Source organism: Candidatus Acetatifactor stercoripullorum (genome assembly GCF_944382095.1).
In the GTDB taxonomy this organism is placed as follows: Bacteria; Bacillota; Clostridia; order Lachnospirales; family Lachnospiraceae; genus Acetatifactor; species Acetatifactor stercoripullorum.
In genome coordinates this window covers 1-22,245 of the sequence record NZ_CALWMU010000037.1, presented here as the reverse complement: position 1 = coordinate 22,245, position 22,245 = coordinate 1, and the positions used below count along the sequence as shown (strand labels likewise).

The following is a 22,245-nucleotide window of genomic DNA, read 5'->3' as shown; positions in this document are numbered from 1 at the left end:
TTACGCGTCCTGCGCCGCTCTCTCGATAAATTCCCGGAAAATTGCAAGACTGTTTTCATCACTTTCGTAGGAAAATTCAGGGTGCCATTGTACCGCCCACACGAAGCGGGCATCCGCCTTGTAAACCGCCTCTGTCAGACCGTCCTCGGAATATGCCATTGGCGTTAGTGCAGAGGAAAGCTCCTTGATCGCCTGGTGGTGGCAGCTGTTGACTCCCAGAGTCGGCTTTTGCAGCAAAAGGCAAAGGGGCGAATCCGGCTCCAGCCTTACACTGTGGATTGGCTTATCATAAGGGGGCTTTTGCCGATGTGTAACCTTCGACGGGTGCTCTGCCTGCAGATCCTGATACAGGGTTCCTCCAAGCACCGCATTCAGAATCTGTATGCCCCGGCAGATTCCCAAAATGGGCTTATCCAAATGAAGCACTCTCTCCAGCAGATATTTTTCCATCTGATCCCTTTCTTTACATATCTCACCGCAAAGAGCGGATTTTTCCGCCTTATAAAGCCCAGGGGAAACATCCTGTCCCCCTGTGAACAGAAAGCCGTCGTATTGATCCGCCAGCGTATCTAATATTTCAGTGTTTGTGCAAAGAGGCAGCATAACAGGAATACCTCCCGCTTTTTCAATTCCCTTCATATATCCGGGAAGCATCCAGTAGGATTCTTTTTCGCTGTCATACAACGGCAGCAGCGCAATGATTGGTTTTTTCATAATATGATTCCTCTAATGTTATCCCTCATTTACAAGTAACTGGCCGCGAAGAGGCGGCACAAAGATAGGCGCCTTGAAACCTTCAAAGCGCCCTTGCCTGCCAGTCATTATAGTACTTTACTCTATGTCTGTCAACAAATTCTTCTTTTCCTCCAGGATTGCCGCCACCACCGCGCAGGCAGGACAATCGCAGTATTTTGCTCCGGCCGCCTTGATTTCCTGTGCGTGGGCATTCACCTCTTTTGCCTTTTCTGCACCGAATACCTTTTCCCCTGCTTCCGAACCGGAAAAAGCGATCAGTCCGTCAACGGTGACAATATCCTGCTCCAATTCTGCAATCAGGCTTTTTGTCTGCTCAGCCTCCCTGTCCGTTCCAAGGGCATCAAGCCAGTTCTGGGCCGCTTTCTTTGCCTCTGCGCAGCAGGTAGGAGCATTGATCAGCTCGTTTACCTTCTCAATCACATAATCCTTTACACTCTGTTTCATGGTTCCCGTCCTTTCCTTATTCGTCTTTCGCACATTTTCATTCATTCTCTCTGCAGCTATTTTAGCACAAACGAACGGGAATTCATAGTCCCATACAGCTCAAAAAGCATATCATCCGTGACAGGTACCGGATTATTAATTTTGTAAGGTTCAAATCCTTTAAGTCCGTCCGCAGGCCTCCCCCACTGTCCTTAACGAGGCTTTCCGCCAGCCCATCATTATTTTTGCCAGGCAAACTCCGCCGCTTCCTTGATCCAGCCTATCAGCTCCTCGTCAATTTCATCCAAATCGGAAATGAGCAGATGATGGGTCCATCGGTTAGGGTAAGGCTCAGTCGCAATGTCAATCCGGAAAGAATCCGCCTTATGTTCCAAGCCGAAAGTCACCACAATATAATTTTCCGGGCAGTCCTTCTTTTTCCGCACCCGTGCAAACGACACGCAGGCGAACATATGCTTATTATAAAAGGAAATCTGGCTTTTCTGCACCTTAATGCGCACGTTATCAATATCAGTTAAAATTTGTTCTTCCAGCTTCTCATAAAGCGGAAGGGCACCCATATGCCCTTCAAAGAAAAGAAGTGTATCCGCGTCCATTATTCTCCGTGCTCCTTCCCGCACCATGCCGCAATCTCGCCAATCAGGCCGAGGGGCAGCGGCTTCTCATGTATTCCTCAATATTCTGCGGCGCAATACCGCAGTAATGGTTTTGATTTATATTCTTGAACTTCCGTCCGCATTTTGGACATTCCCACACGGCTTTCCGCTTCCCTTATGGCTGAACCGCCTTTACTGTAACTTTTACGGTGTCTCCCGGCTGTTTTCCTATTTTTGTCCGAATATCTTTCCGAATGCCAATGATATAGCAAATTGAGCCATCGTCATTTTTGAGACCCATATTCACGATACTGCCAGAATATGGCTCGCCGTCAAAGGTAATTTCTGCCTTGACACGCCCCCTCCCAAATTCTTTTCGGATGTCATAGGGAAACCGCACATAAGCACCGCCTTTTTCGGGGACGGGTTCAATTACTGCATCAAACAGATAGGTTTTTCCATTGTTTTTTATACCTGCTTCACAGATTTGCACCTATCCACGCAGTATTTTCTCCATAGCCTTGCCTTTGGCAAGTTCGTCAATAAGTTTATCCAGATACCGAATCTCCTGCATCAGCGGTTCCTCAATCGTTTCCACACGCACGCCGCATATAACACCGGTGATTTGCTTCCTGTTCGGGTTCAGATGCGGGGCATTGCGGAAAAAGTCGCCGTATGTCACAGAACTTGCCGCAGCCTTTTGAATTTCTTCTGCAGTGTACCCGGTCAGCCAAGTGATCACTTGAGTCACTTCGCCCAATGTGCGCCCTTTTTTCTCTGCTTTGCTGACCAGAAATGGATAGATTTTGCTGAAACTCATGCCATAAACTTTTTCATTACTCATACCGTTTTCTCCTGTTCTTCCGCCTGCCATGTGCGGAACAATTTTTCCTTCAGCGGAAGGTAAGCCGCAAGGGTTTTCCATCTGCTCTCTTTATAATACCGGTCTGCAACTTGAAACAGTTTCATAATCTGCATCTCCTTCAAATTTGTGGCAGTGTCAAAAACTACCTGTTTTTATTATTCTAAAATTGTAATCGCACCATGTCTTAAAGGAATCCGCCTGAAAAAGAGTGGTAACCTCCGTACTCTCTGTGGGATCAGGGATCACGAAATCCTGCAGTCCACAGATATAATCCAGCATTTCCATATCAGGCATACCGGTGTTTTCAAAAGAAACCATCCACATTTCTGGCTCCTGCTCGGCCACCTGTGCAAACACAGCATCTACATCCGCCAGGGAATGAATCTGTGGCACATCAATATTATACTTTTCCAAAATATCCGTCCAAGCTTGCCGCCATAGCAAATTCCGGAGAGCTGTAGCTGTTTATGATATCCTGTCCGTATTCCGGCAAAAGCTCACTCATATCCACAAGATAACCGGCCTGTATCCAGCTTGGATCATAGCTGGAGCATGATTTCCAAATCCAGCGTCATATTGATCTTTTCCAGGGTGATCTCATTTACCTTTTCCAGCACTTTGTCCGGCGCTTCCCTGTGTCTGGCCGCATCCTGCAAGCGCTCCCGCCAGAAGAGATGCACATAACAGTGGAATTAACTTTTTCTTCATACTTATCCTCCTTTAGCTTTGATGTACGGGTTTCTCTGTGCTTTTATTTTAATTTATCCCGCAAAAGGAAAGCTATGAATTTTATATCCTGGTTTTGCACTTTTGTTCCTTTTCCATCCTCCACCGTATGCCCTTGTACACCAACGCTATTTCCACACCATAAAATATTCCTGCTCCCCGGTGCTTTCCTCTTTCTCTTCGGATGCCACTGTAAACCCTTCCCGCTTATAAAAGGCCACAGCTCCTTTGTTTTTCCGGTATACATGTAATGACAGTCTGCCCTTGATAGATTTTACAAAATCCATGAGCTGTTTTCCCACTCCCTGGGACTGGCATTTTTCGCAGACAAAAATTCCGGCAATGTAATCACCGCTCAGCCCCACAAAGCCCAGAATCTCTCCGCTCCTTTCCTCTTCATAAACATAAACCCGGGCCTTTGGCATCATTTCTTTTACAGACGCAAAATGCTCCTCCCAGTATCTGGGAGAAATAAAGCTGTGTGCCTTTTGATTGGTATCCAGCCAAATTTCCATAATCCTGTCAATTTCTGTCTCTTTTTGTTCTCTGATCATAATCGGCCTCCCTTTATTAAGTCTTTTCCCCAAAAGGCTCCTGTTATAGCTTTCCCTTCCCATAAATCATCTTATTTTACCACAATTCCGAGAGCGTGGAAACAAACGCCCTTTCGTTCCATTTCAAGCTGAGAGGAAGTAGATTTGTACACAGCCTTATGCTATACTTTTCTTAGTGTTGAATAGAACAAAAAATCGGAATTTAAATATCATCAAGGAGCCAGACGCAAAGGCACAGAGGTGGGGAACACTATGAGAAAGAGGAAAAGAGCTATGAAAATAATTTTTATTGTGATTGTTGCAATGCTTATATTGCTGCTTATCATATACATCAATCATCAAATCCATTTAAAAGGAGAAGCTGAATTGCGCCTGCCATTAGGAAAGATAGTTGAAGTTGATGGACACAATATGAGCGTCTATATTGAAGGTACAGGTGATACAACGCTTGTTTTTATGTCGGGCGGAGGTACTTGTTCTCCCATACTGGATTTCAAATCCCTCTATTCTCTTTTAAGTGATAAATATCAGATTGCCGTTGTAGAAAAATTCGGGTATGGTTTCAGTGATGTTGTCGATAAAAACAGAGATATTGATTCTATACTTGAAGACACAAGGACAGCGCTTGCATCGGCGGGATTAACCGCACCTTATGTCCTTTGCCCGCACTCTATGTCAGGGCTTGAAGCCTTATATTGGGCGCAGAAATATCCCAATGAGGTGTCTGCAATTATCGGGCTTGACATGGCAGTTCCAGAGTATTATGACAGCATGAATATAAATATTCCTCTTATGCGTATTGCAAGCTGGGCAGCAAACATAGGTGTCACTCGATTTATTCCGGAGCTGTCGGACAGTGATGCTGTAAAGTACGGCACCTTATCGGACAAAGAAAAAGAAATCTATAAAGCTGTTTTCTACAGCCGCACGGCAACTGTAACTATGATAAATGAAACTGAATGGGTGAAGGAAAACGCTGAAACGGTGAATAGCATGGGAATCCCGCAGCTTCCAATGCTGTTATTTATTTCCGACGGTTCTGGTGGAACAGGATTCGATAAAGACACATGGCGGAAAATTCCTATAGAATATATAGCACAGATTGATGGAGGAGAATATATAGAATTAAACTGCCCGCATTATGTTCATGACTACGAATACAAAGCAATAAGTGAAAGTATCATTGCATTTCTATCGGAACGTTAAATTTCCATTTAGCGCTTATCTTATAAATTTCGTCCTTGGTACTGTATCGTTACAACATAAACTGTTTTGCTTGATTCATCAATGCGGAAAATAGCGATATAATTATCAATCAGCAGCTGCCTGTAACCCTTACCCGCATATCTGCCTTCATTACGCTCTTGGTGGGACTGTGGAAAGGTGTCTAAATTCAAAATGGCCTTTTTAATTCTGCCAAGCTGTCCCTTAGCATTTTCAGGAACCATTTTTTCACTTGCAAGATATTTGTAAATGCTGTCTAATTCGCGTATTGCTCTGGGGCTGATTTTAACCTTGTATTTATCCAAAATGCTTTTTCTCCAATTCTGCCAAAATCATCTCTGCATCGATTGCTTCAGCCCCGTCAGCCATTTCCTGCTCTGATTCGTAGATGGCTTGGTCAATACGGTTAATTCTTGCAAATTTATCGTATAATTCACTACTCATTATAACTAAGTCGCTATATCCGTTTTTCGTAATAAAGATTGGCTCTTGTGCCTTGTGTGCAATGTTGGAAATTTCAGTTGTATTGCGCAGCTCTTTAATAGGCATGATAAGAGGCATGATGCTTCACTCCCTTCTTTGTCATAATAATAGCATAATTATGCTTATCATGCAACAAAAATATGCGCATAATTTTGTTTTTTCAGTCAATGGAACAATCTGTTCCTTCCTGACGATTCTTTTCAGAAGCTGCATGTTGACGGCTCTCCCGCCCTCTTCAGATACAGATTAAGAAATGAATCCCTGATGCAGGGAATGATGGTCGTAATTCATATCCAAGCTTTAAGGGGCTGCTTTCGCAGCCCCTTTCTTTCGTATTAACATTTTCCTTCCACACATACCTGAAATTTACTGCAGAAGCGCCAGAACGCCCTGGTTTGCCTGGTTGGACTGTGCCAGCATTGCCTGGCCTGCCTGTGCAAGAATCTGGTTGTTGGAGTATTTTACCATCTCGGTAGCCATATCCGTATCGCGAATCTGGCTCTCTGCGCTGGTGGTGTTCTCCACAACGTTGTCCAAATTGTTGATGGTGTGCTCCAGACGGTTCTGTACCGCACCGAGAGCGGAACGCTGGGTGGATACCTTCTGGATAGCTGCGGAAATGGTGTCGATAGCTGCTGTGGCTGAGTCTGCGGTATCTCCGCTTACCTTCAGTCCATTTACTCCAAGTCCTCTTGCGCTCATCATGCTGATCGACAATGCAATTTTATTGTCATCAGTGGAATCAGCCCCCACATGAAGGCTAAATTCCAGAGCCTCATTTAAGTCTGCAAAGGCTTCCACAGTAATCGTTCCGTCTGAATCAGTGGTAATGTTTTTGATATCACCGGCTCCTGCCGCATCTAAATCAGCCTTAACTTTCGCAAATAATTCCTCTTGTGTAGTAAATGCTCCACCTGTCGCCGTTTTCTCTGCCTCCGTTATTGCCTCATCAATTGACAGAGTCTTATCCTGTCCAGCATCCTCATCCTCAACATTTGTCACCAATCCATAGGTTACACCGTTGATCTCCACAGTCGCAAGATCATAGGTTCCCTTATCAGTTACTGTTTCCTGTGTCGCCGCTCCCATTGTGTAAGTAGCTTTTCCGGTCTCTGCGTCAATATCCGCGATAGCAGCATTCGCAGTATTGTAAGTCAATTTTGCGACCTCACCGTCCGCATTTACGCCTTTCAGAAGATAGGATTCGTTGAACTTAGTGGTTGTAGCCACGCGGTCAATCTCCGTTACCAGCTGGTCAATCTCGTCCTGGATATACTGTCTGTCATCCTCACTGTTGGTGCCGTTTGCCGCCTTCACTGCCAGCTCATCCATTCTCTGAAGCATGTCGTGCACTTCTGTCAGCGCGCCTTCTGCGGTCTGCACTGCGGAGATGCCGTCCTGGGCATTTAAAGAAGCCTGAGTCAGACCCCTGATCTGCCTTCTCATCTTCTCGGAAATGGAAAGGCCTGCTGCGTCGTCTGCCGCACGGTTGATCTTATAGCCGGAAGAAAGCTTCTCGGTGGATTTTGCCTGAGATGACATTGTCAGTCCCAGCATTCTGTTGGAATTCATTGCTGTTAAGTTGTGTTGTACTACCATAAAATGTACCTCCGTTTACTTTTTGGGGATTTTCCCCTTCTGCCCCGAATCCGTTCGTGACAGTTTTTCTTTTCTTTATTCAGTTTTTGTTCCCCGGCATAAGCCGATGGTGTAATATGAAAGGCGCCCCTAGGTTAGCAGCCTATTATTACCGATACTTCAGTCAGGATAGTAAGGTGAAGCCCCCGCCTCCCCGGCCTTTTGGGCCGCTTTGCTTCTCACTATAGGCACCTCCTTGGGAGCATCCACCATGACATGGAGGTTTTTCCCAGTCCCGCCTGTAAAAATGACCTTTACGTTATCGCCTATTATCAAATATTCTCCTGGTCGAACAGAGAGCTTCAGCATACAGACCTCCTTGTCTGGAACGGCTTTTGCCTGGATGCAACCTTTTATTTTGAAAGGTTGCATCCAAGACCATTAGAAAAGGAGAATAACTATGAGCACAACACAGCCTATCCGAGATCGGGCGCTTCTTCAGGATTTCAAAAATTACTATCTTCTGCATGCTCCAAATCCCAGAAACTACACCTTAATCGTAATCGGTCTCAATACCGCCCTGCGCATCAGCGATATCCTGCATCTGACCTGGAACATGGTTCTCAAGGAAAACGGCAGCTTCCGCCCCCATATTCTGATCAAGGAACAAAAACCGGAAAAGAAAACAGAATCCTGATTAACCAGGAGGTAAAAAGAGTTTTGGGAAATTACTGGAACAATACCGAAAGAGAGCTGAACGATTACATTTTTCAAAGCAGCAAAAGCTCTCCGAACCCACTTTCCCGTTGTCAGGCATACCGGATCATACGAAAAGCAGCTGAGGAGGTTGGCTTAGAGGATGTAATCCGATGCCACTCCCTGCGCAAGACCTTCGGTTACCATGCCTGGAAGCAAGGCACCCCTCCTGCACTTCTTATGAATATTTACAACCATTCCTCCTACCAGATCACAAAGCATTATTTGTGCATCGAGCAGGACGACAGGGACGAGGTGTTTGGAAACATCCAGCTGTGACTCTCCCGTGTGCTGCGGGAGCAGTCATGAATAAAAACCTCATGAATAAAAAATAAATAATAGTATATACTATAGTGTATTTTTATGGTGTTTTTATTGATTTATCTGTCTTTTTAGGATACACTAAGCTTAGATATTTTACTTTTTGTTATTCCTGAAATGCGCTTGGCCAGGGATATGTCCGGGAATTTTGTCTTACGGGTTTCCCTGTTTCAATAGAGGAACTGTAAACGGATATCTTGCAGGACGGGGGAAAGGAAGAGGGAATGGACATAGACACAACGGCTGCCGATGCTGTGGATACAGCGGGAAGCAAGGCAAGGTATGACACAGAGGCGAAGCGCCTCTTAAGTGACAAGCAAATACTGGCCAGAATCCTGAAGGAAACGGTCAGTGAATTTGCAGGCTGTTCTTTTCAGCAGATCATGGACAGCATTGAAGGAGAGCCGGAAATCTCCACGGTTTCTGTCATGCCTGGGAAAACCAATATGCCTCTTGTAGGCGGCATGGCCCAGGAGGATAAGGTGGTTAATGAAGGCCAGGTGACCTTTGACATCCGTTTCCGTGCGGTTACGCCAGAGAAGGAACACGTGAAGCTGATTCTGAACGTTGAAGCACAGCAGAGCTTTACACCGGGCTATGACATTGTGACCCGCGCAGTCTATTACTGCGCAAGGCTGCTGTCCTCACAGATGGGAGTGGAATTCACACCCAGGTCCTATGACGGAATTAAGAAAGTATATTCGATCTGGCTGTGTTTTGATGTGCCTGAGTATGCGGAGAACACCATTACAGAGTACAAGTTACAGCCCCATTCCCTTTATGGGAATTTCCAGGGAAAGGCACGATATGACCTGCTTTCGGCGGTAATGGTATGCCTGGGGAAAAAGGAGGATATGTCAGACGGAAGCACCCTGCACCGAATGCTTTCCGCTGTTTTTTCTGAGAAACTGAACCCAGAAGAGAAAAAAGCCGTGCTGGAGGAGCAGTACGGCATACAGATGACGGAACGGATAGAAAGGAGTTTAGCTGGTATGTGCAATTTAAGTGACCTTATTTATGACCGCGGCGTAGAAAAAGGCTTGGAGCAAGGCTTGGAGCAAGGCCGGGAAGAAACAAGAATCATAATGCTGCAGATGTTCCTGGGAAAAGGAGGGACCGAAGAGGAGGCAAAGGATCTTTTCGATGCCACTCCGGAAGAGCTGGAGAAGGCAAAGCTGCAGACGGTGTAAATGAAAGGAAAAGGCAGGGCATGCCCCATCGGAGTGTGCCTTGTTTATCTTCCTGCCATCGGTGTATTGCGGCATATTATCAGGAAATGCAGTGCATACAAGCGATAGGAAGGAGTTTAACTGATATGTGCAATTTAAGTGAGCTTATTTTTGAACGAGCCTGGGAAGCAGGCTGGAAACAGGGCTGGGAACAAGCCTGGAGAGCAGGCTGGGAGAAAGGCCGGGAAGAAACAAGGATACTTATACTGCAGATGTTTCTGGAAAATGGAGGGGCAGAAGAAGAGGCAGAGCGCATTTTTGAAGCCACTCCGGAGGAGCTGGAGAAGGCAAGGCTGCAGAAATTGCTTGACATGAAAATGCAAGGTCAGGTAAGATAAACGCAGTGATCGCGTTGCAGAAACCTGTGAGGCCTGTGACGGTGAAGAACCTGCGGGGTCTCCTCTTTTTTTAAGGAGATGTCGTATATGCCAAGGAGATTTTAAGTCAGACAAACTACTATCTATTTTATCTGAATATTTTTTTATTTCAGCTATAAAGCTTTCGGAAGCTTTGCCGATATACTTAATAGTAAAGGAAGATGCAACCTTTCAAAATAAAAGGTTGCATCTTCCTTTACTATTAGGGGCTGCTTTTGCAGCCCCTTTCTTTAGTATTAACATTTCCCTTCAACACATACCCGTAAATCTTCAGCAAGGATTAAGCCTCCGACACCGATCAGAATTCCTCCGTCAAAACCCCCTCCTTCTCCAGATAAAAGGAATACAATATCTTTTCCTTCACCCTTTTTCCCGTCAGCTTTTCCACCGCCTCCTGATAATAGTCAAGCTGTACCTGGTAGCGGTTCCACAAATCCTCCATGGTTCTTATTACATCTGTCTTATAATCCAGAAGCACAATCTGTCCCTCTTCCACAAAAAATGCGTCTATGATTCCCTGTACCAGCACCGTTTCTCCCTCCGGGAATGCCTCGCCCAGCCTGCGGGCCTCCACACCAAGCACAAAGGGCTGCTCTACAGAAAGCTCTCCCCGCCTGCTGGCCGCCCACATACGGTAGGCCAGCTCCTTTTGCAGAAACCGGAGAATTTTTTCCTGGTTGACAGCCTCCAGATACTGAGCGCTCAAACGCAGGCTTTCCGCCTGCTCCATCAAAAAATCGTTCAGCGCGCTCCCTAAAGCTTCCTGGGACAGTCCCTCCCTGTACTTCTCAAAGCTTTCAGGGAATGCGGCAAACTGCGCCCCCAGCAGCCCTTCAAAGTCCAAAAGCTCCATAACCCTGTGAAAGGCGCTTCCCCGGAGGGCACCTGCCACCTTTTCCTCTCCCTTTCGGAATGCAGGGATATAGGGGTGAATTTCCTCCTCCTCAAAGGCGTGATAAGCCGCCTCATCCCGTTGGGCCATGGCGGCAATTTTAAGCTCTGAAACCGTTGTCTTTGTATACAGCTTTTCCAGGCTTTCATAGGGGTACGCATAGGCAAGCCTTTCCTTCAGCTTCTTTAAGGCGGCCTCATCCGTCCATTCCTTCGCATGCCGCAAAGCATCCGCTTTTCCGTGAAGGGCAAGCTGCTCCTTCACCTCCTGTCCTGAAAGCTTCTCCAAATCCGTCACCGTCACGGACAAGGAAGCGTCGGGGGCGCCAGCCACAGGCAAAAGAAGGTCCAGATAGCTTCCCGCCTCTATAAAATCAAGATACGTCAGATGCCTGTCCCCATTTTCGCGCAGCAGCTCCCATTTTTCCTGGGCCTGCTCCAGGGACGCCGTCAAAATCAGTTTTTCCCTGGCCCTTGTGAGAGCCACATACAAAACCCGCAGCTCCTCCGCCAGATTGTCCTCCCGCATTTTCCGTGCCAGAGCCATACGCCGCAGGGTTTTGTTTCGGATACGTCTGTTGTAGTCCACATAATCCGTGGCCAGACCAAGGTCCGTATCAATCACTACCGATTGATGGGAATCCTGCATGTTAAAGCGCTTTGAGAGCCCCGCCACAAAGGTGACGGGAAATTCCAGCCCCTTGCTCTTATGGATGCTCATAATACGCACTACATCCGCATTTTCATCCAGGGTATCCGCCTCACCGTAATCCACGTCATATTTTTCCATCTGTTCCATGTAACGGATAAAGTGAAACAAACCAAAATAGCTGGTTTTCTCAAAATCCGACGCCTTGGCAAGAAGCATCTCCACATTGGCCCTTCTCTTGCTGCCCGCCGGGAGCGCCGTCACATAATTCAGATAATCAAAATCATTTACCAGCTTCTGCAGAAGCTCTCTGACAGGCAGATACACCGTGCAGTCCCTGTAGCTTTCAATCTGCCCGAGGAAAGCCGCCGCTTTTCTTCTAAGGTCTTCCTCCTTTTCCTGCCCCTCTCCCTCTTCCTGCTTTGCATAATTCTGAAGAGCCCCATAAAGGGAGCAGCCTTTCCTCCCCGAGCGTATTTTGGCGATCTCCTCCTCTTCAAAGCCTCCAAATAAGGATTTCATCACGCCAAACAGCGGTATATCCTGGGTGGGGTTGTCCAGCACCTTGAGAAGCTGCAAAAGCTCCTGCACCTCCGGGGCTGCAAAATACCCTGTCTTTGAGGTGACATAAGCGGGGATTCCCTCCTCCTCCAGCACCTTTTTAAATTCCTCATCCCAGCCGCTGTTGGTACGCAGCAAAATCACAATGTCTGAAAATCGCACCGGGCGCAAGGAACCGGTTTCCTTGTCCGTTACCTGAAAATCCTCCAAAAGCTCCTTGATTTTAGCTGCAATAGCCCAGGCCTCCGCCTGTTTTGCGTTCCTGCCCTCTTGATTTTCCGGTTTTTCCACTAAAATCAGCTCACTGCCGCAGCCTGGATTTTCCGGATAGACTGCCCCGGCATATAAGGCCGCTCTCTCATCATATACAATGCCGCCTATTTCCTTGCTCATAATTCTGGAAAACAGACCGTTTACCGTATCCACAACCTGACTGCGGCTTCGAAAATTCTTGGACAAATCAATTCTGGTGCATTTTCCATCCTGCTCATAGGAGTCGTATTTTTCCAAAAAAAGCTCCGGCCTTGCCAGACGGAATTTGTAGATGCTCTGCTTCACATCCCCCACCATAAAGCGGTTAAAGCACCCGTCCTCCTCTCCGGAAACGGCCTTCAGCAGATATTCCTGCACCAGGTTGCTGTCCTGGTATTCATCGATGAGAATTTCATGGAAATGCTGTCTGTACTCAAGCGCCACAGCACTGGGCTTTAAAAGCTCTCCTTCCCTTTTGATCAAAATGTCCAGGGCAAAATGTTCGATATCAGAAAAATCCACCAGCTTTTTTTCCTGTTTCTTCTGCCGCATCCTCCGGTCAAAGGAAAGGGTCAGCTCCACCAGGGTTTCCACCGGCTCTCTGCAGGCCGCTCCCTGAGCCGCTGCAAGAGAAAGGGGCGTGGCAAAAAAAAGCCGGGCAGTGGTCTGGAGGGTATCCTTTACCTGGCTGCGCAGCTTTTTTGCCAGCTCTCTTTTTGCCGGGGACACCGTATCATCCTTTTTGGAAGGAAGCCTGCCAAAGGCCACCGTAGAAAGCTTCGCCGCATAATCCGCCAGGGTTTTGCAGTCCCTGAGCTTTTCTGCCGCCTCCAGCTCTCCATCCGTCAGCTCTCCATACATATAGGGGCCATCCGGCTCCTGGCAGAGCGCCTGCACCCTCTGCAGCTTTTCAATGCAGCCTGACACAAGCTTATCCAGATGATTTAAAAGATAACGCCCATAATCACTGTTCTCCAAATCCTCTTCACTTACGGCTCCATAATCCTCCCTGCGCTTTTTCAGCCATTCCTCCGGCCAGGGATAGCTGGCAGCGCAGCGGGAAAGATTTAAAATATGCTGTTCCAGCACACTCTCCCGTCCGCCCGGGCAGAAATATTCCACGCAGCTTCGAAAGGCCGCGTCCCCGCCCGCGTAGGAATCCTCCATCAGCTCCTTCATCACATCCTGCTGCAGCAGTCTAATTTCTCCCTCATCAGCCACCCGGAAGGCCGGATCCAGTCCGATCTCGTTAAAATGGTTTCGAAGGAGAAACAGACTGAAGCTGTCAATGGTGGTAATCAAAGCATTGTGCAGCAGTGCAGACTGCTTCTGGATGTGTTCGGATTCCGGATTGGCAAGAAGTCTGGCTCCGATACCGGCGCTGATGCGCTCCCGCATTTCCGCCGCCGCCGCATTGGTAAAGGTCACAATCAAAAGTCTGTCAATATCCACAGGATGCTTATCATCGCACACCATCTCTACGATACGCTCCACCAAAACGGCTGTTTTTCCGCTGCCTGCAGCGGCGGACACTAAAATATTCCGCCCCTTAAGATCGATCACTCTTTGTTGTTGTGGCGTAAACGTGATTGCCATAAGCTTCCTCCTCCATCCGCAAAAGGGCCTGCTCCTGATCCAGGTTTTCCAAAACTCTTCTGTTGCAGCCCGGTATTGCCGGGTCAAATCCACATACCCTTTTATAGGGACAGTAGCTGCATGCCTGCCTTGTTCCCAGCTCATAAGGGCTTAAGCCTATGCTTCCATCCAGGATCTCTTGTCCGATCCTCTTTATCTTGTGGTTCACATAATCAGACAGCACCTTAAGCTCTTTCGTGCTCATAACGCTGGAGCGTGAGGAAAAGCTTCCGTCCTTCTTTTTCTCCACAGGAATCACATCGGAACGATCCTGCATATATCTATCAAGCCGCTCTACAATGTCCGGCTGGCTGTTCACCACGCCGTTCATGCGAAGCTTTTCCAAAAGCTGCTGATTAATTTCCTCCTGGGTCAGCTCTGTGGCCGTCTCCACGGTGGGGTCCTCGATGTGGTAGTACAAAAGCGCTGCGGGCACAATCTCCTTGTCCGGATGCTTTTTGGCCTCAAGCTCCATGGCCGCGTTCATATAAACTACCAGCTGCAGCTGCAGTCCATAGTACAGCGCCGCCAGATCAAACTGTCTGCTGCCCGATTTGTAATCGATTACCTTCACATAAACCTTGTCCGCCTCCTGTGCCACGTCAATGCGGTCTATCCTTCCCTGAAGCCGCATTTTTTCCTCCTGGGAAAGGGCCACATTGACGCTCTCCAGCTTGTCCGCAAAGTGGAAGGATACCTCGTATTCATCCGGCAGAAAGCTTCCCTTTTTCAGCTGGCTCTGCAGGGTAAGCACCGTTCTGGTAAGAATCCGCTCCATGCGGGTGATGGCGTACTCGTTCCTTGCGCTGCTGTAAAGAACCGTATCCCCGTACACCGCCGCAAGGGACTCCAATGCCCCGTGCACCGCTTCCCTTCCAAATTCCTCCGGAAAGTCAAACCAGGTGTAGGGACTTTCCTGCAGTTTGTGGGCAAAGGACTCCAATACACCGTGGTACACCGTTCCCATATCTGTATTTTCAAAGGAAAATTCCTCCCGCTCTTTTAAAGAAAGACCATACTGCAGAAAATGTCTGCAGGCACAGGCGGCATAGGTTTCCAGCCGGGTCACGCTGTTTTCCAGATTCTTTCCGTAAAGGGCCCTTGCCACTGCTGCGGACAGTCCTGTCTCCTGATACCGCTTGAAGGCAGCCTGCGTCAGGAGGTCTCTTTCTCCCCGCACCTCTTCTTCCCCGTACGCCTGATATATGGTAAAAAATTCCGTCTGCTGTTTCCCAGAAAGGCTTCCCTGAACATATTCCCTAAGCCCCTGGGCCAGATAGCCCATACCCTCTTTCCTGGTGACGATCTGCTCCAATACACTGCGGTTTTGGGGATATTCTGTGGAGAGCCTGGGGAAAAGCCGCTTTACCACATCGATCAGATAGGCGGGCCGCAGAGACTTTCCCTGGCTGTTTACCTTTGCATAGGACAGATACAGCCTGTGGGAGGGCTTTGTCAGATTCAGATACAGATACAGCCTCTGAATATACATCTGCTGTCTGGGCGTAGGGGCCAGCTCCAGATTGGATTCCTGTAAAAATTCCCGGTCCATGTCCGAGATAATTCCTCCCTTTGAGGCACTCTTTGGTATGTTTCCGTCATTCACTCCCAGAAAAAACAGTGCCTTTACCTGTTTTAAGCGGGTGCGCTCCATGTCTCCTGCTACCACCCGGTCCACATTCTGGGGAATGGTTCCCACCTGAATCTCCAAAAATCCGGCCTCTAAAATATCATAAAATTCCTGCAGGGAGATTTCCTCCTCCCCCAAAAGTCCGTAAATCTGATCCAGAAGCTCCATGACCAGACGGTATATCTGGGCATACTCCCGCGCCTTGGAAAGCTGCCCCTCCTTTTGAAAGAAGGCCTCATAGACAGCCAGCTTTTCCTGTACCTTGTTTTCTACCAGAAAATCATACAAATGATTTACATAGGTCTTTGCAAGCCCCCTTTTTTCCAGACTTAAAAGCCCGATCTGACCCATAAGCTGTTCCCGGATGGCGTTGAGCCGCAAAAGAGCCTCCTCCCCCTCCATCTCTTCCGTCTTTCGGGTAAACCTTCTCTCATAGGCCCTCCTGCCCCGAAGCCCCGTGCGGATACAGTAATTTTCCAGTTCATCGATGTCCTGCCTGGGAATATCCGAAAGACCGCTGCGCAGATAATGGAATACCGCCTCATAGGAAAAATCCCTGAGGTACAATAAAAGGGCGCTTTTGATATATTCGATCATGGGGTTTAACACAATCCCATTGGTTTTGTCTATAAAACAGGGAATTTCCATCTGTTCAAACTCTGTCTCCACGTAGGGAGCATAGGCTTCCAGATCCCCCGTGATCACAGCCACATCCCGGTACGCCATGCCCGTTTCACGAATCAGACGTTTGATCTCCAGTCCAGCCTGACGCACCTCATCCCTGGGGGTCAGCGACTCAAACAGCCGGATTTCCAGGGTCTCCTCCTCATAGGGCTCCACCCGGTAGCGGAAAAGATTTTTCTCCAGGGCCGCCAGGGCAGGCGCTTTACAGAAGCGGTGATGGGGATTTCTCATCACCTGACAGCGCCCGGCCGCCTCGCCGGAAAGGACTTTTTCCCCCGGCTGCGCCTTCTCTCCGGGCAGGAGAAACACATCCCTTTGCCGCTCTACGCCTGCGCCGCCCAAAGCCTCTTTTGCCAGCCGCTCCAGTCTGGCGACAGTTTTTTTGCTCAGGTGGAAAAGCCTCTGTTCTCCGTCCTGCTCATAGGGGTTTTCTCCCGCGCCCATGGTCACTGTGACGGTAATCTCCCTGCAGATACCCATCATTTCCTGTATCACCCGCTCCTGTATGGGCGTAAATCCTGTAAAGCCGTCGAATACCACCACACTGTCCGGCAGAAGCCTTGACTTTTTTAAGGACCTTCGCAGTACGTCCAGGGTTTCCTCCGTAGTGATAAAACGGTCCCGGATGTAGTCTGAAAATCCCTGATACAGTACTCCCAAATCCCGCAGCTTCAAGGAAAGGGCTCCTCTCTTTTTGGCATACTCCGAGAGAGTAAACACATCCTGAGTGCTGATCCCGTACTGCATAAACTCTGAAACAGCGCTTTTCACCTCATGAATATATCCCTGCTTATGCAAAAGGCTTCCCAAAACAGGAAGCTCCTCCACAAGCCCGGCGGCCACCTTCTGCAAAACCAGACTCTTTCCCGTATCATCCAAAATGGGGGTTTCCTTCCTGCCCACCTCCTCCAAAATTCGATAGCTGAGGCGTCCGAAGCTGAGCACGTCAATGTTTAAGATACCCCCTCTGGGACTTAAGACCACCAAATCCTTTTGTGTCTCCATAGTAAACTGATCCGGTACAATGATAAAAAAATTCCGGTCCGGCTCTTTTCCGGCCCGCTCCACCATCTCCTGATACAGCTGTCTGCTTTTTCCGCTGCCCGAAGGCCCAAAATAAAAACGTAGGCTCATAAGTAAAATCTCCAAAGGTAATCTGCCGCCTCCCCGGCGTAGTCGATCCCGATTCTCTTTCCCGCTTTGATTTCTTCCGTCCGGATTTCCTGCCCCTCTGTCACATAAAATTCCTTGCTTTTTGTCATATCCACATCATTGTCCGACCTGGAAATTCCCATGGCTATGCACAGCTTTCCCGGCCCGTCCGCAAGGTGCTTTTTAATGTTGGACTCCTTTCCCGCCCGCTTTCTCTTTTGGTTTAAGGGTGCAAGTCTTAAATCCAGCATGATCCGCTCTGACTGCGCATCTGCGGGAATCACACTGCGAAGCAGCACCGCCTGGGGGATATCCTCTCTCATAGCCGCTATGTTCATACAGCTGTACATACCGTAGATCAGATACACATAGGAGGTGCCTCCCTTATGATACATAGGCTCTGTGCGGTCAGTGCGCCTGCCTCCGTAGGTGTGGGAGCCCTTGTCCTCCTCCCCCATATAGGCTTCTGTTTCCGTAATGATTCCCCGCACCGTCCCAAGGGGCGTTTCATGTACCAGTATTTTCCCCAAAAGCTCCCTTGCCACCGTAATCCCGTCTCTGGCAAAAAATGCTCTGGTCAGACGTTTCTTTTTCTCCATTTCGCTTTCTCTCCCCGTACCTTTCCGTCCATAGCCCCCTGTGAGAAGCGCCAACTCTTTAAAGAACCGGCGCTTTATTTCAGGGTAAGCTCCACCGGGCAGTGATCCGAACCCAGCACCTGGGTATGGATTTTAGCGTCCAAAAGCCGCTCCTTAAGCGCCTTAGAGGTCACAAAATAGTCGATGCGCCACCCGGCGTTCTTTGCCCTGGCCTGGAACATATAAGACCACCAGGAATAAATTCCTTCCTTGTCCGGATAAAAATAGCGGAAGGTATCTATAAAGCCGTTTTCTAAAAGTCTGCTGAAGCATTCCCTCTCCTGATCTGTAAATCCGGCATTATTGTGATTAGTCTTGGGATTTTTTAAATCGATTTCCTGATGGGCCACATTCAAATCGCCACAGAAGATCACAGGCTTTTTCTCCTCCAGCCTTTTCAGATAGGCCAAAAAATCAGCCTCCCACCGACACCGGTATTCCAGCCTGGTCAGTTCCCTCTGGGAATTAGGGGTATATACCGTGACCACATAAAAGTCAGGATATTCCGCCGTAATGATGCGTCCCTCATGATCATGCTCCTCCACACCCATGCCATAGGTGACGGACAGAGGCTTTTCCTTGGTAAAAAGAGCGGTTCCGGAGTATCCCTTTTTCTCCGCATAATTCCAATACTGATAATAGCCGGGCAGATCAAGATCGTGCTGACCCTTCTGCAGCTTCGTCTCCTGCAGGCAGAACACGTCGGCGTCCGCCTGGTGAAAAAAGTCAAGAAAACCCTTCTGCAGGCAGGCCCGCAGACCATTTACATTCCAGGATATTAATTTCATTTTACACCTGTTCCTTTCTTAAGCTGTCCCTATTTTAACACAAGGCGCCGGGATTTGTCATTCCCCCGCTTGCCTTATGGGGAGACATTTGCTATACTCGTTGCAGTAAGGAGATATCTTATGACATTACGGGAAAAATTGAAAAAAAAGAAATTGTTTTTATTTGATATAGACGGCACCCTGGCAGTGGGGGATACCTTATATGAAGGAAGCGCCGAACTGCTGTCCTACATTGACTCCATAGGCGGCAAGACCTATTTCATTACCAACAACTCCACCAAAAGCGGCGCTGATTACGTGGAAAAATTCCGCACTGCCTTTGGACTTCACACCACGAAGGAACAGTTTGTCACCTCCGGGTACATGACCCTGCGCTTTTTAAAGGAGCATTTCTCGCAGGACAAAATCTTTGTGCTTGGGACCGCTTCCTTTGTAGAGGAGCTTAGAAAAAATGCCCTCCATGTCACCGAATGCTGTGAGGAGGGCATTGCCTGTGTGGTGGCTGCCTATGACAGCGAGCTGACCTACGCCAAGCTGACCCATATCTGCAAGGTGCTGTCCACCACAGATGTGCCTTTTTATGCAACCAATCCGGACCTGCGCTGTCCCGTTGACTTTGGTTTCATACCGGACTGCGGCGCAATCTGCCAGATGATTTCCCAAACCACAGACAAAAAGCCCATCTATCTTGGAAAGCCAAGCCGGGCTGTGGTGGATCTGTGTCTCTCTCATTCCGGCTTTTCTCCCGAAGAAACCCTGGTTGTGGGCGACAGGCTTTACACAGACATTGCCTGCGGCATCAACGGCGGTGTAGATACCTGCGTAGTATTCACAGGGGAGGCAAAGCCGGAGGATTTAAAAAATACGCCCTTTCCTCCAAGCTTGGCTTTTTCCCATATCAAAGAGCTTTTCCATGCCTGTGCAGATTAAAATGCCTTGCGGAGTATGCCGATACCGATGGGATACGGCCCCGTGTGCACTCCTATGGTGGCTCCGATCTGATAAATAGGGACTTGAGAAATCGCATAGCCCTTCTTTTGCAAAGTGTCAAGCAGTCTGTCTCTGTACTCCTGCGCCTCCTTTTCGTCATATCCATAGCCCACCGCTATGGTATAATCTCTGATGTCCGCCTTCAGCTCATCCAGATAAGCAAGCAAAAGCTCTATGGTTTTATCCATGGTTTTGCGGCGGCTTCTTCCGATGGCGGACGGGAAAATTTCTCCCTGCTTTAGGGTGATCACCGGCCGGATTCCCAGCACGCTTCCCGCCACCCCGGCCACCTTTCCGATTCTGCCTCCATGCTGCAGATATTCCATACCGCCGATGGTAAAGAAAATTCTGCCGGTGCCTTTGATTTCCTCCAGACGCTTTATGGTATCCTGGCAGCTTGTGCCCCTGTCTCTAAGGCGCACGGCCTCCAGCACCAAAAGTCCCTGTAAAACCGTATTTACCGTGGCATCCATGACGGTGATCTCTGCCTCCGGATATTCCTCTAAGAGCATCTGCCTTGCATTCAGCGCAGACTGCATGGAGCCGCTGAATTTGGTGGTGATGCAGATGCAGATTACAGGCTTTCCCTCCCGGACAAGAGGCTCAAACACCTCCACATAGTCCTGCACAGAGGGCATGGAGGATTTGGGATATATCTTGGGATTGTCCACCATCTTCTGATAAAACTCCCTGATCCCGATCTCTTCTATCTCCTTTTGATAATTCTCGTCCCCAAAAGACACATAAAAGGGAACCACCGTTACCCCGATTTCCCTTACAAGCGCAGGCGGCAGATCACAGGAGCCGTCGCTTACAATGTGGTACGCTTCACTCATACTGCAGATTTACCTTTCCGATTATTTTGCTTCACAGAGCATAGAATACCACTTTTCATAGGACAATTCAACATGAAATAGTTTTTAAAACCACTTTCCTTGCAGATGAGCCAGCACTGCTTTTCTGCGCAGTATTTTCCTCTCCTATTTGTTTATACCAGCTCCAGCCGTACAAATTTCCCCTTGCCCACCTTGAGCACATCCCCCGTCCGTATGCCTTCCTCCAGCTTTTCCACAGGCTGTCCGTTTTTTTGTACGCCGCCCTGGCTCAGCAGCCTTTTGAATTCATTTCCGCTGTGAATCACCCGGGCCTGCACCAAAGGGCGGAGGCAGTCGTACAAAGTACCCTGATCCATCACTACCTGCAGCGTATCCGGTCTTTGAGGCACCTTCCTCTGCACAAAGGCCTCCGTAAAGAACCGTTCTGCCTCCTTCGTTTCCTCTTCACTGTGGTAGAGCCGTGTTATAGTTCTTGCAAGCAGCCGCTTGCTGTCCCTGGGATTTATGCCATCCGCCAGCTGTTCCTTGATTTTTTGAAGCTCTTCGGGCAGAATGTCTGTAGCCAGCTCAAAGTATTTTATGATCCTGTGATCCGGTATCTGCATCACCTTCTGAAACATCACCCTGGCGTCCTCATCAATTCCAATGTAGTTGCCCAGGCTCTTGCTCATTTTTTCCACTCCGTCAATGCCTTCCAGTATGGGCATAAACAAGGCCGCCTGTGGTTCCATTCCCATTTCCTTCTGAAGCGCTCTCCCCATCAATAGGTTAAAGGTCTGATCCGTTCCTCCAAGCTCAAGGTCTGCCTCCAGTTCCACGGAATCAAACGCCTGCATCAGCGGATAGAAAAATTCGTGCAGGCCGATGGGCGTGTTGCTTTGAAAACGGTTCTTAAAATCCTCCCGCTCCAGCATTCTGGACACGGTGATGGTAGAAGCCAGCCGCAGCACCTGTTCTAAATTGAGCAGCTCCAGCCATTCCCCGTTAAAACGCACCTGGGTTTTGTCCCGGTCCAGAATTCGGAAAATCTGCTCCTGATAAGTCTGGGCATTTTGCAAAATTTCCCGGTCCGTCATGGCTTTCCTGCCCTTGCTTTTTCCCGTGGGATCTCCGATTTTTCCTGTGAAATCCCCAATCACCACAACAATACTATGGCCCATATCCTGAATCTGCCTGAGCTTACGAAGCAGCACCGTATGCCCCAGGTGGATGTCAGGAGCGCTTGGGTCCATGCCAAATTTTACAGTAAGGGGCTTTCCCGTCAAAATACTCTTCTCAATTTTGGCAGCAAGAGCTTCCTCGCCCACTAGCTGCTTTGCTCCTTTTTTGATTACCTGCATCTGATGCTTTACCTGTTCATTGATTGTCATTTTTTCCTTTTCCTTTCCTATGGTTTTTTCATATCCGGCGGATTAAGACAATCAATGCCAGCGCAGGCACGGCAGGTTTCCTTTTCCTGCCTTCTCATGAGCAGGCTCGTAATGCTTCGCATTCCGAGCTCGCGTTGCTCGTCAGGTTTGCCCAAGGGGCTCTGCCCGTGCAAGCACGGCAGCTTTCCTTTTCCTGCCTTCTCATGAGCAGGCTCGTAATGCTTCGCATTCCGAGCTCGCGTTGCTCGTCAGGTTTGCCC

Annotated in this window: 24 protein-coding genes; 6 read left to right on the top strand and 18 right to left on the bottom strand. The window is 48.5% G+C overall.

The genetic code is table 11. The features are described from left to right. The 8 genes from SHK35_RS11085 to SHK35_RS11050 form a co-directional block, all read right to left on the bottom strand. Window positions 1-714: a gamma-glutamyl-gamma-aminobutyrate hydrolase family protein gene (locus SHK35_RS11085; RefSeq protein ID WP_318709795.1), complete on the bottom strand. Its 714-nt coding sequence runs from the start codon at window positions 712-714 to the stop codon at window positions 1-3. A 117-nt stretch (window positions 715-831) separates the two neighbouring features. After that, window positions 832-1,200: a molecular chaperone Hsp90 gene (locus tag SHK35_RS11080; protein ID WP_318705562.1), complete on the bottom strand. Its 369-nt coding sequence runs from the start codon at window positions 1,198-1,200 to the stop codon at window positions 832-834. A 218-nt stretch (window positions 1,201-1,418) separates the two neighbouring features. Continuing rightward, entirely contained in the window at window positions 1,419-1,796 is a 378-nt protein-coding gene (locus tag SHK35_RS11075) for a DUF5655 domain-containing protein (RefSeq protein WP_318705564.1), read from the bottom strand. 175 nt (window positions 1,797-1,971) lie between these two features. After that, complete coding sequence (locus SHK35_RS11070; protein ID WP_334303688.1) at window positions 1,972-2,268, bottom strand: DUF1905 domain-containing protein; 297 nt, start codon at window positions 2,266-2,268, stop codon at window positions 1,972-1,974. A gap of 21 nt (window positions 2,269-2,289) precedes the next feature. Beyond that, complete coding sequence (locus SHK35_RS11065; RefSeq protein WP_318709794.1) at window positions 2,290-2,640, bottom strand: DUF2200 domain-containing protein; 351 nt, start codon at window positions 2,638-2,640, stop codon at window positions 2,290-2,292. Then, on the bottom strand, window positions 2,637-2,765 hold the full coding sequence (locus SHK35_RS11060; protein WP_318705565.1) for a hypothetical protein: 129 nt from the start codon (window positions 2,763-2,765) through the stop codon (window positions 2,637-2,639). Before SHK35_RS11060 ends, SHK35_RS11065 begins: the two co-directional genes overlap by 4 nt. Before the next feature lie 31 nt (window positions 2,766-2,796). Then, window positions 2,797-3,075, bottom strand: coding sequence for a hypothetical protein (locus tag SHK35_RS11055; RefSeq protein ID WP_318709792.1), 279 nt, complete (start codon window positions 3,073-3,075; stop codon window positions 2,797-2,799). Between the two features lie 440 nt (window positions 3,076-3,515). Next, the gene (locus SHK35_RS11050) at window positions 3,516-3,941 is read right to left on the bottom strand and encodes a GNAT family N-acetyltransferase (protein ID WP_318709790.1); all 426 of its coding nucleotides are present in this window, start codon (window positions 3,939-3,941) and stop codon (window positions 3,516-3,518) included. Between the two features lie 252 nt (window positions 3,942-4,193). On the opposite strand from SHK35_RS11050, the gene SHK35_RS11045 reads away from it, so the two are divergent. Further along, the gene (locus SHK35_RS11045; protein ID WP_318709789.1) at window positions 4,194-5,147 is read left to right on the top strand and encodes an alpha/beta hydrolase; all 954 of its coding nucleotides are present in this window, start codon (window positions 4,194-4,196) and stop codon (window positions 5,145-5,147) included. 20 nt (window positions 5,148-5,167) lie between these two features. Here the strand turns inward: SHK35_RS11045 and SHK35_RS11040 are convergent, their stop codons facing one another. The 4 genes from SHK35_RS11040 to SHK35_RS11025 all read right to left on the bottom strand — a co-directional run bounded on the left by SHK35_RS11040 (window position 5,168) and on the right by SHK35_RS11025 (window position 7,595). Further along, a complete protein-coding gene (locus SHK35_RS11040) occupies window positions 5,168-5,470 on the bottom strand; it encodes a type II toxin-antitoxin system RelE/ParE family toxin (RefSeq protein WP_318704381.1) in 303 nt (100 codons plus the stop codon). Next, entirely contained in the window at window positions 5,463-5,726 is a 264-nt protein-coding gene (locus SHK35_RS11035) for a prevent-host-death protein (protein ID WP_318704382.1), read from the bottom strand. Before SHK35_RS11035 ends, SHK35_RS11040 begins: the two co-directional genes overlap by 8 nt. Before the next feature lie 288 nt (window positions 5,727-6,014). Beyond that, window positions 6,015-7,247: a flagellin N-terminal helical domain-containing protein gene (locus SHK35_RS11030; protein ID WP_318709788.1), complete on the bottom strand. Its 1,233-nt coding sequence runs from the start codon at window positions 7,245-7,247 to the stop codon at window positions 6,015-6,017. A 159-nt stretch (window positions 7,248-7,406) separates the two neighbouring features. After that, entirely contained in the window at window positions 7,407-7,595 is a 189-nt protein-coding gene (locus SHK35_RS11025; RefSeq protein ID WP_318704384.1) for a carbon storage regulator, read from the bottom strand. A 91-nt stretch (window positions 7,596-7,686) separates the two neighbouring features. Here SHK35_RS11025 and SHK35_RS11020 point away from each other — a divergent pair, with 91 nt between their 5' ends. The 4 genes from SHK35_RS11020 to SHK35_RS11005 all read left to right on the top strand — a co-directional run bounded on the left by SHK35_RS11020 (window position 7,687) and on the right by SHK35_RS11005 (window position 9,870). Then, on the top strand, window positions 7,687-7,923 hold the full coding sequence (locus SHK35_RS11020) for a hypothetical protein (protein ID WP_318709787.1): 237 nt from the start codon (window positions 7,687-7,689) through the stop codon (window positions 7,921-7,923). 23 nt (window positions 7,924-7,946) lie between these two features. After that, entirely contained in the window at window positions 7,947-8,261 is a 315-nt protein-coding gene (locus SHK35_RS11015; RefSeq protein ID WP_318709786.1) for a tyrosine-type recombinase/integrase, read from the top strand. A gap of 266 nt (window positions 8,262-8,527) precedes the next feature. Beyond that, window positions 8,528-9,493, top strand: a complete 966-nt coding sequence (locus SHK35_RS11010; protein WP_318709784.1) for a hypothetical protein — start codon at window positions 8,528-8,530, stop codon at window positions 9,491-9,493. Window positions 9,494-9,618: 125 nt separating this feature from the next. Continuing rightward, complete coding sequence (locus SHK35_RS11005) at window positions 9,619-9,870, top strand: hypothetical protein (protein WP_318709783.1); 252 nt, start codon at window positions 9,619-9,621, stop codon at window positions 9,868-9,870. Between the two features lie 337 nt (window positions 9,871-10,207). On the opposite strand, the gene addA is transcribed toward SHK35_RS11005, so the two are convergent. The 4 genes from addA to SHK35_RS10985 form a co-directional block, all read right to left on the bottom strand. Next, on the bottom strand, window positions 10,208-13,858 hold the full coding sequence (addA, locus tag SHK35_RS11000; protein WP_318709782.1) for a helicase-exonuclease AddAB subunit AddA: 3,651 nt from the start codon (window positions 13,856-13,858) through the stop codon (window positions 10,208-10,210). Then, window positions 13,812-17,345 (bottom strand): PD-(D/E)XK nuclease family protein, encoded by a 3,534-nt coding sequence (locus SHK35_RS10995; RefSeq protein ID WP_318709781.1) that lies wholly within the window; start codon window positions 17,343-17,345, stop codon window positions 13,812-13,814. The genes addA and SHK35_RS10995 overlap by 47 nt, the downstream gene beginning before the upstream one ends. Further along, a complete protein-coding gene (locus tag SHK35_RS10990; RefSeq protein ID WP_318704390.1) occupies window positions 17,342-17,962 on the bottom strand; it encodes a DNA-3-methyladenine glycosylase in 621 nt (206 codons plus the stop codon). The genes SHK35_RS10995 and SHK35_RS10990 overlap by 4 nt, the downstream gene beginning before the upstream one ends. 74 nt (window positions 17,963-18,036) lie before the next feature. After that, entirely contained in the window at window positions 18,037-18,789 is a 753-nt protein-coding gene (locus SHK35_RS10985; RefSeq protein ID WP_318704391.1) for an exodeoxyribonuclease III, read from the bottom strand. Window positions 18,790-18,909: 120 nt separating this feature from the next. On the opposite strand from SHK35_RS10985, the gene SHK35_RS10980 reads away from it, so the two are divergent. After that, window positions 18,910-19,719 carry an HAD-IIA family hydrolase gene (locus SHK35_RS10980; protein ID WP_318709780.1) on the top strand — a complete coding sequence of 270 codons (810 nt, stop codon included), beginning with the start codon at window positions 18,910-18,912 and terminating at the stop codon, window positions 19,717-19,719. Here SHK35_RS10980 and SHK35_RS10975 read toward each other — a convergent pair. Together SHK35_RS10975 and tyrS are read right to left on the bottom strand one after the other, a co-directional pair. Further along, the gene (locus SHK35_RS10975; RefSeq protein WP_318709779.1) at window positions 19,716-20,615 is read right to left on the bottom strand and encodes a DegV family protein; all 900 of its coding nucleotides are present in this window, start codon (window positions 20,613-20,615) and stop codon (window positions 19,716-19,718) included. The genes SHK35_RS10980 and SHK35_RS10975 overlap by 4 nt on opposite strands. 152 nt (window positions 20,616-20,767) lie before the next feature. Beyond that, complete coding sequence (tyrS, locus tag SHK35_RS10970; RefSeq protein ID WP_318709777.1) at window positions 20,768-21,985, bottom strand: tyrosine--tRNA ligase; 1,218 nt, start codon at window positions 21,983-21,985, stop codon at window positions 20,768-20,770. Between the last annotated feature and the right edge of the window lie 260 nt (window positions 21,986-22,245).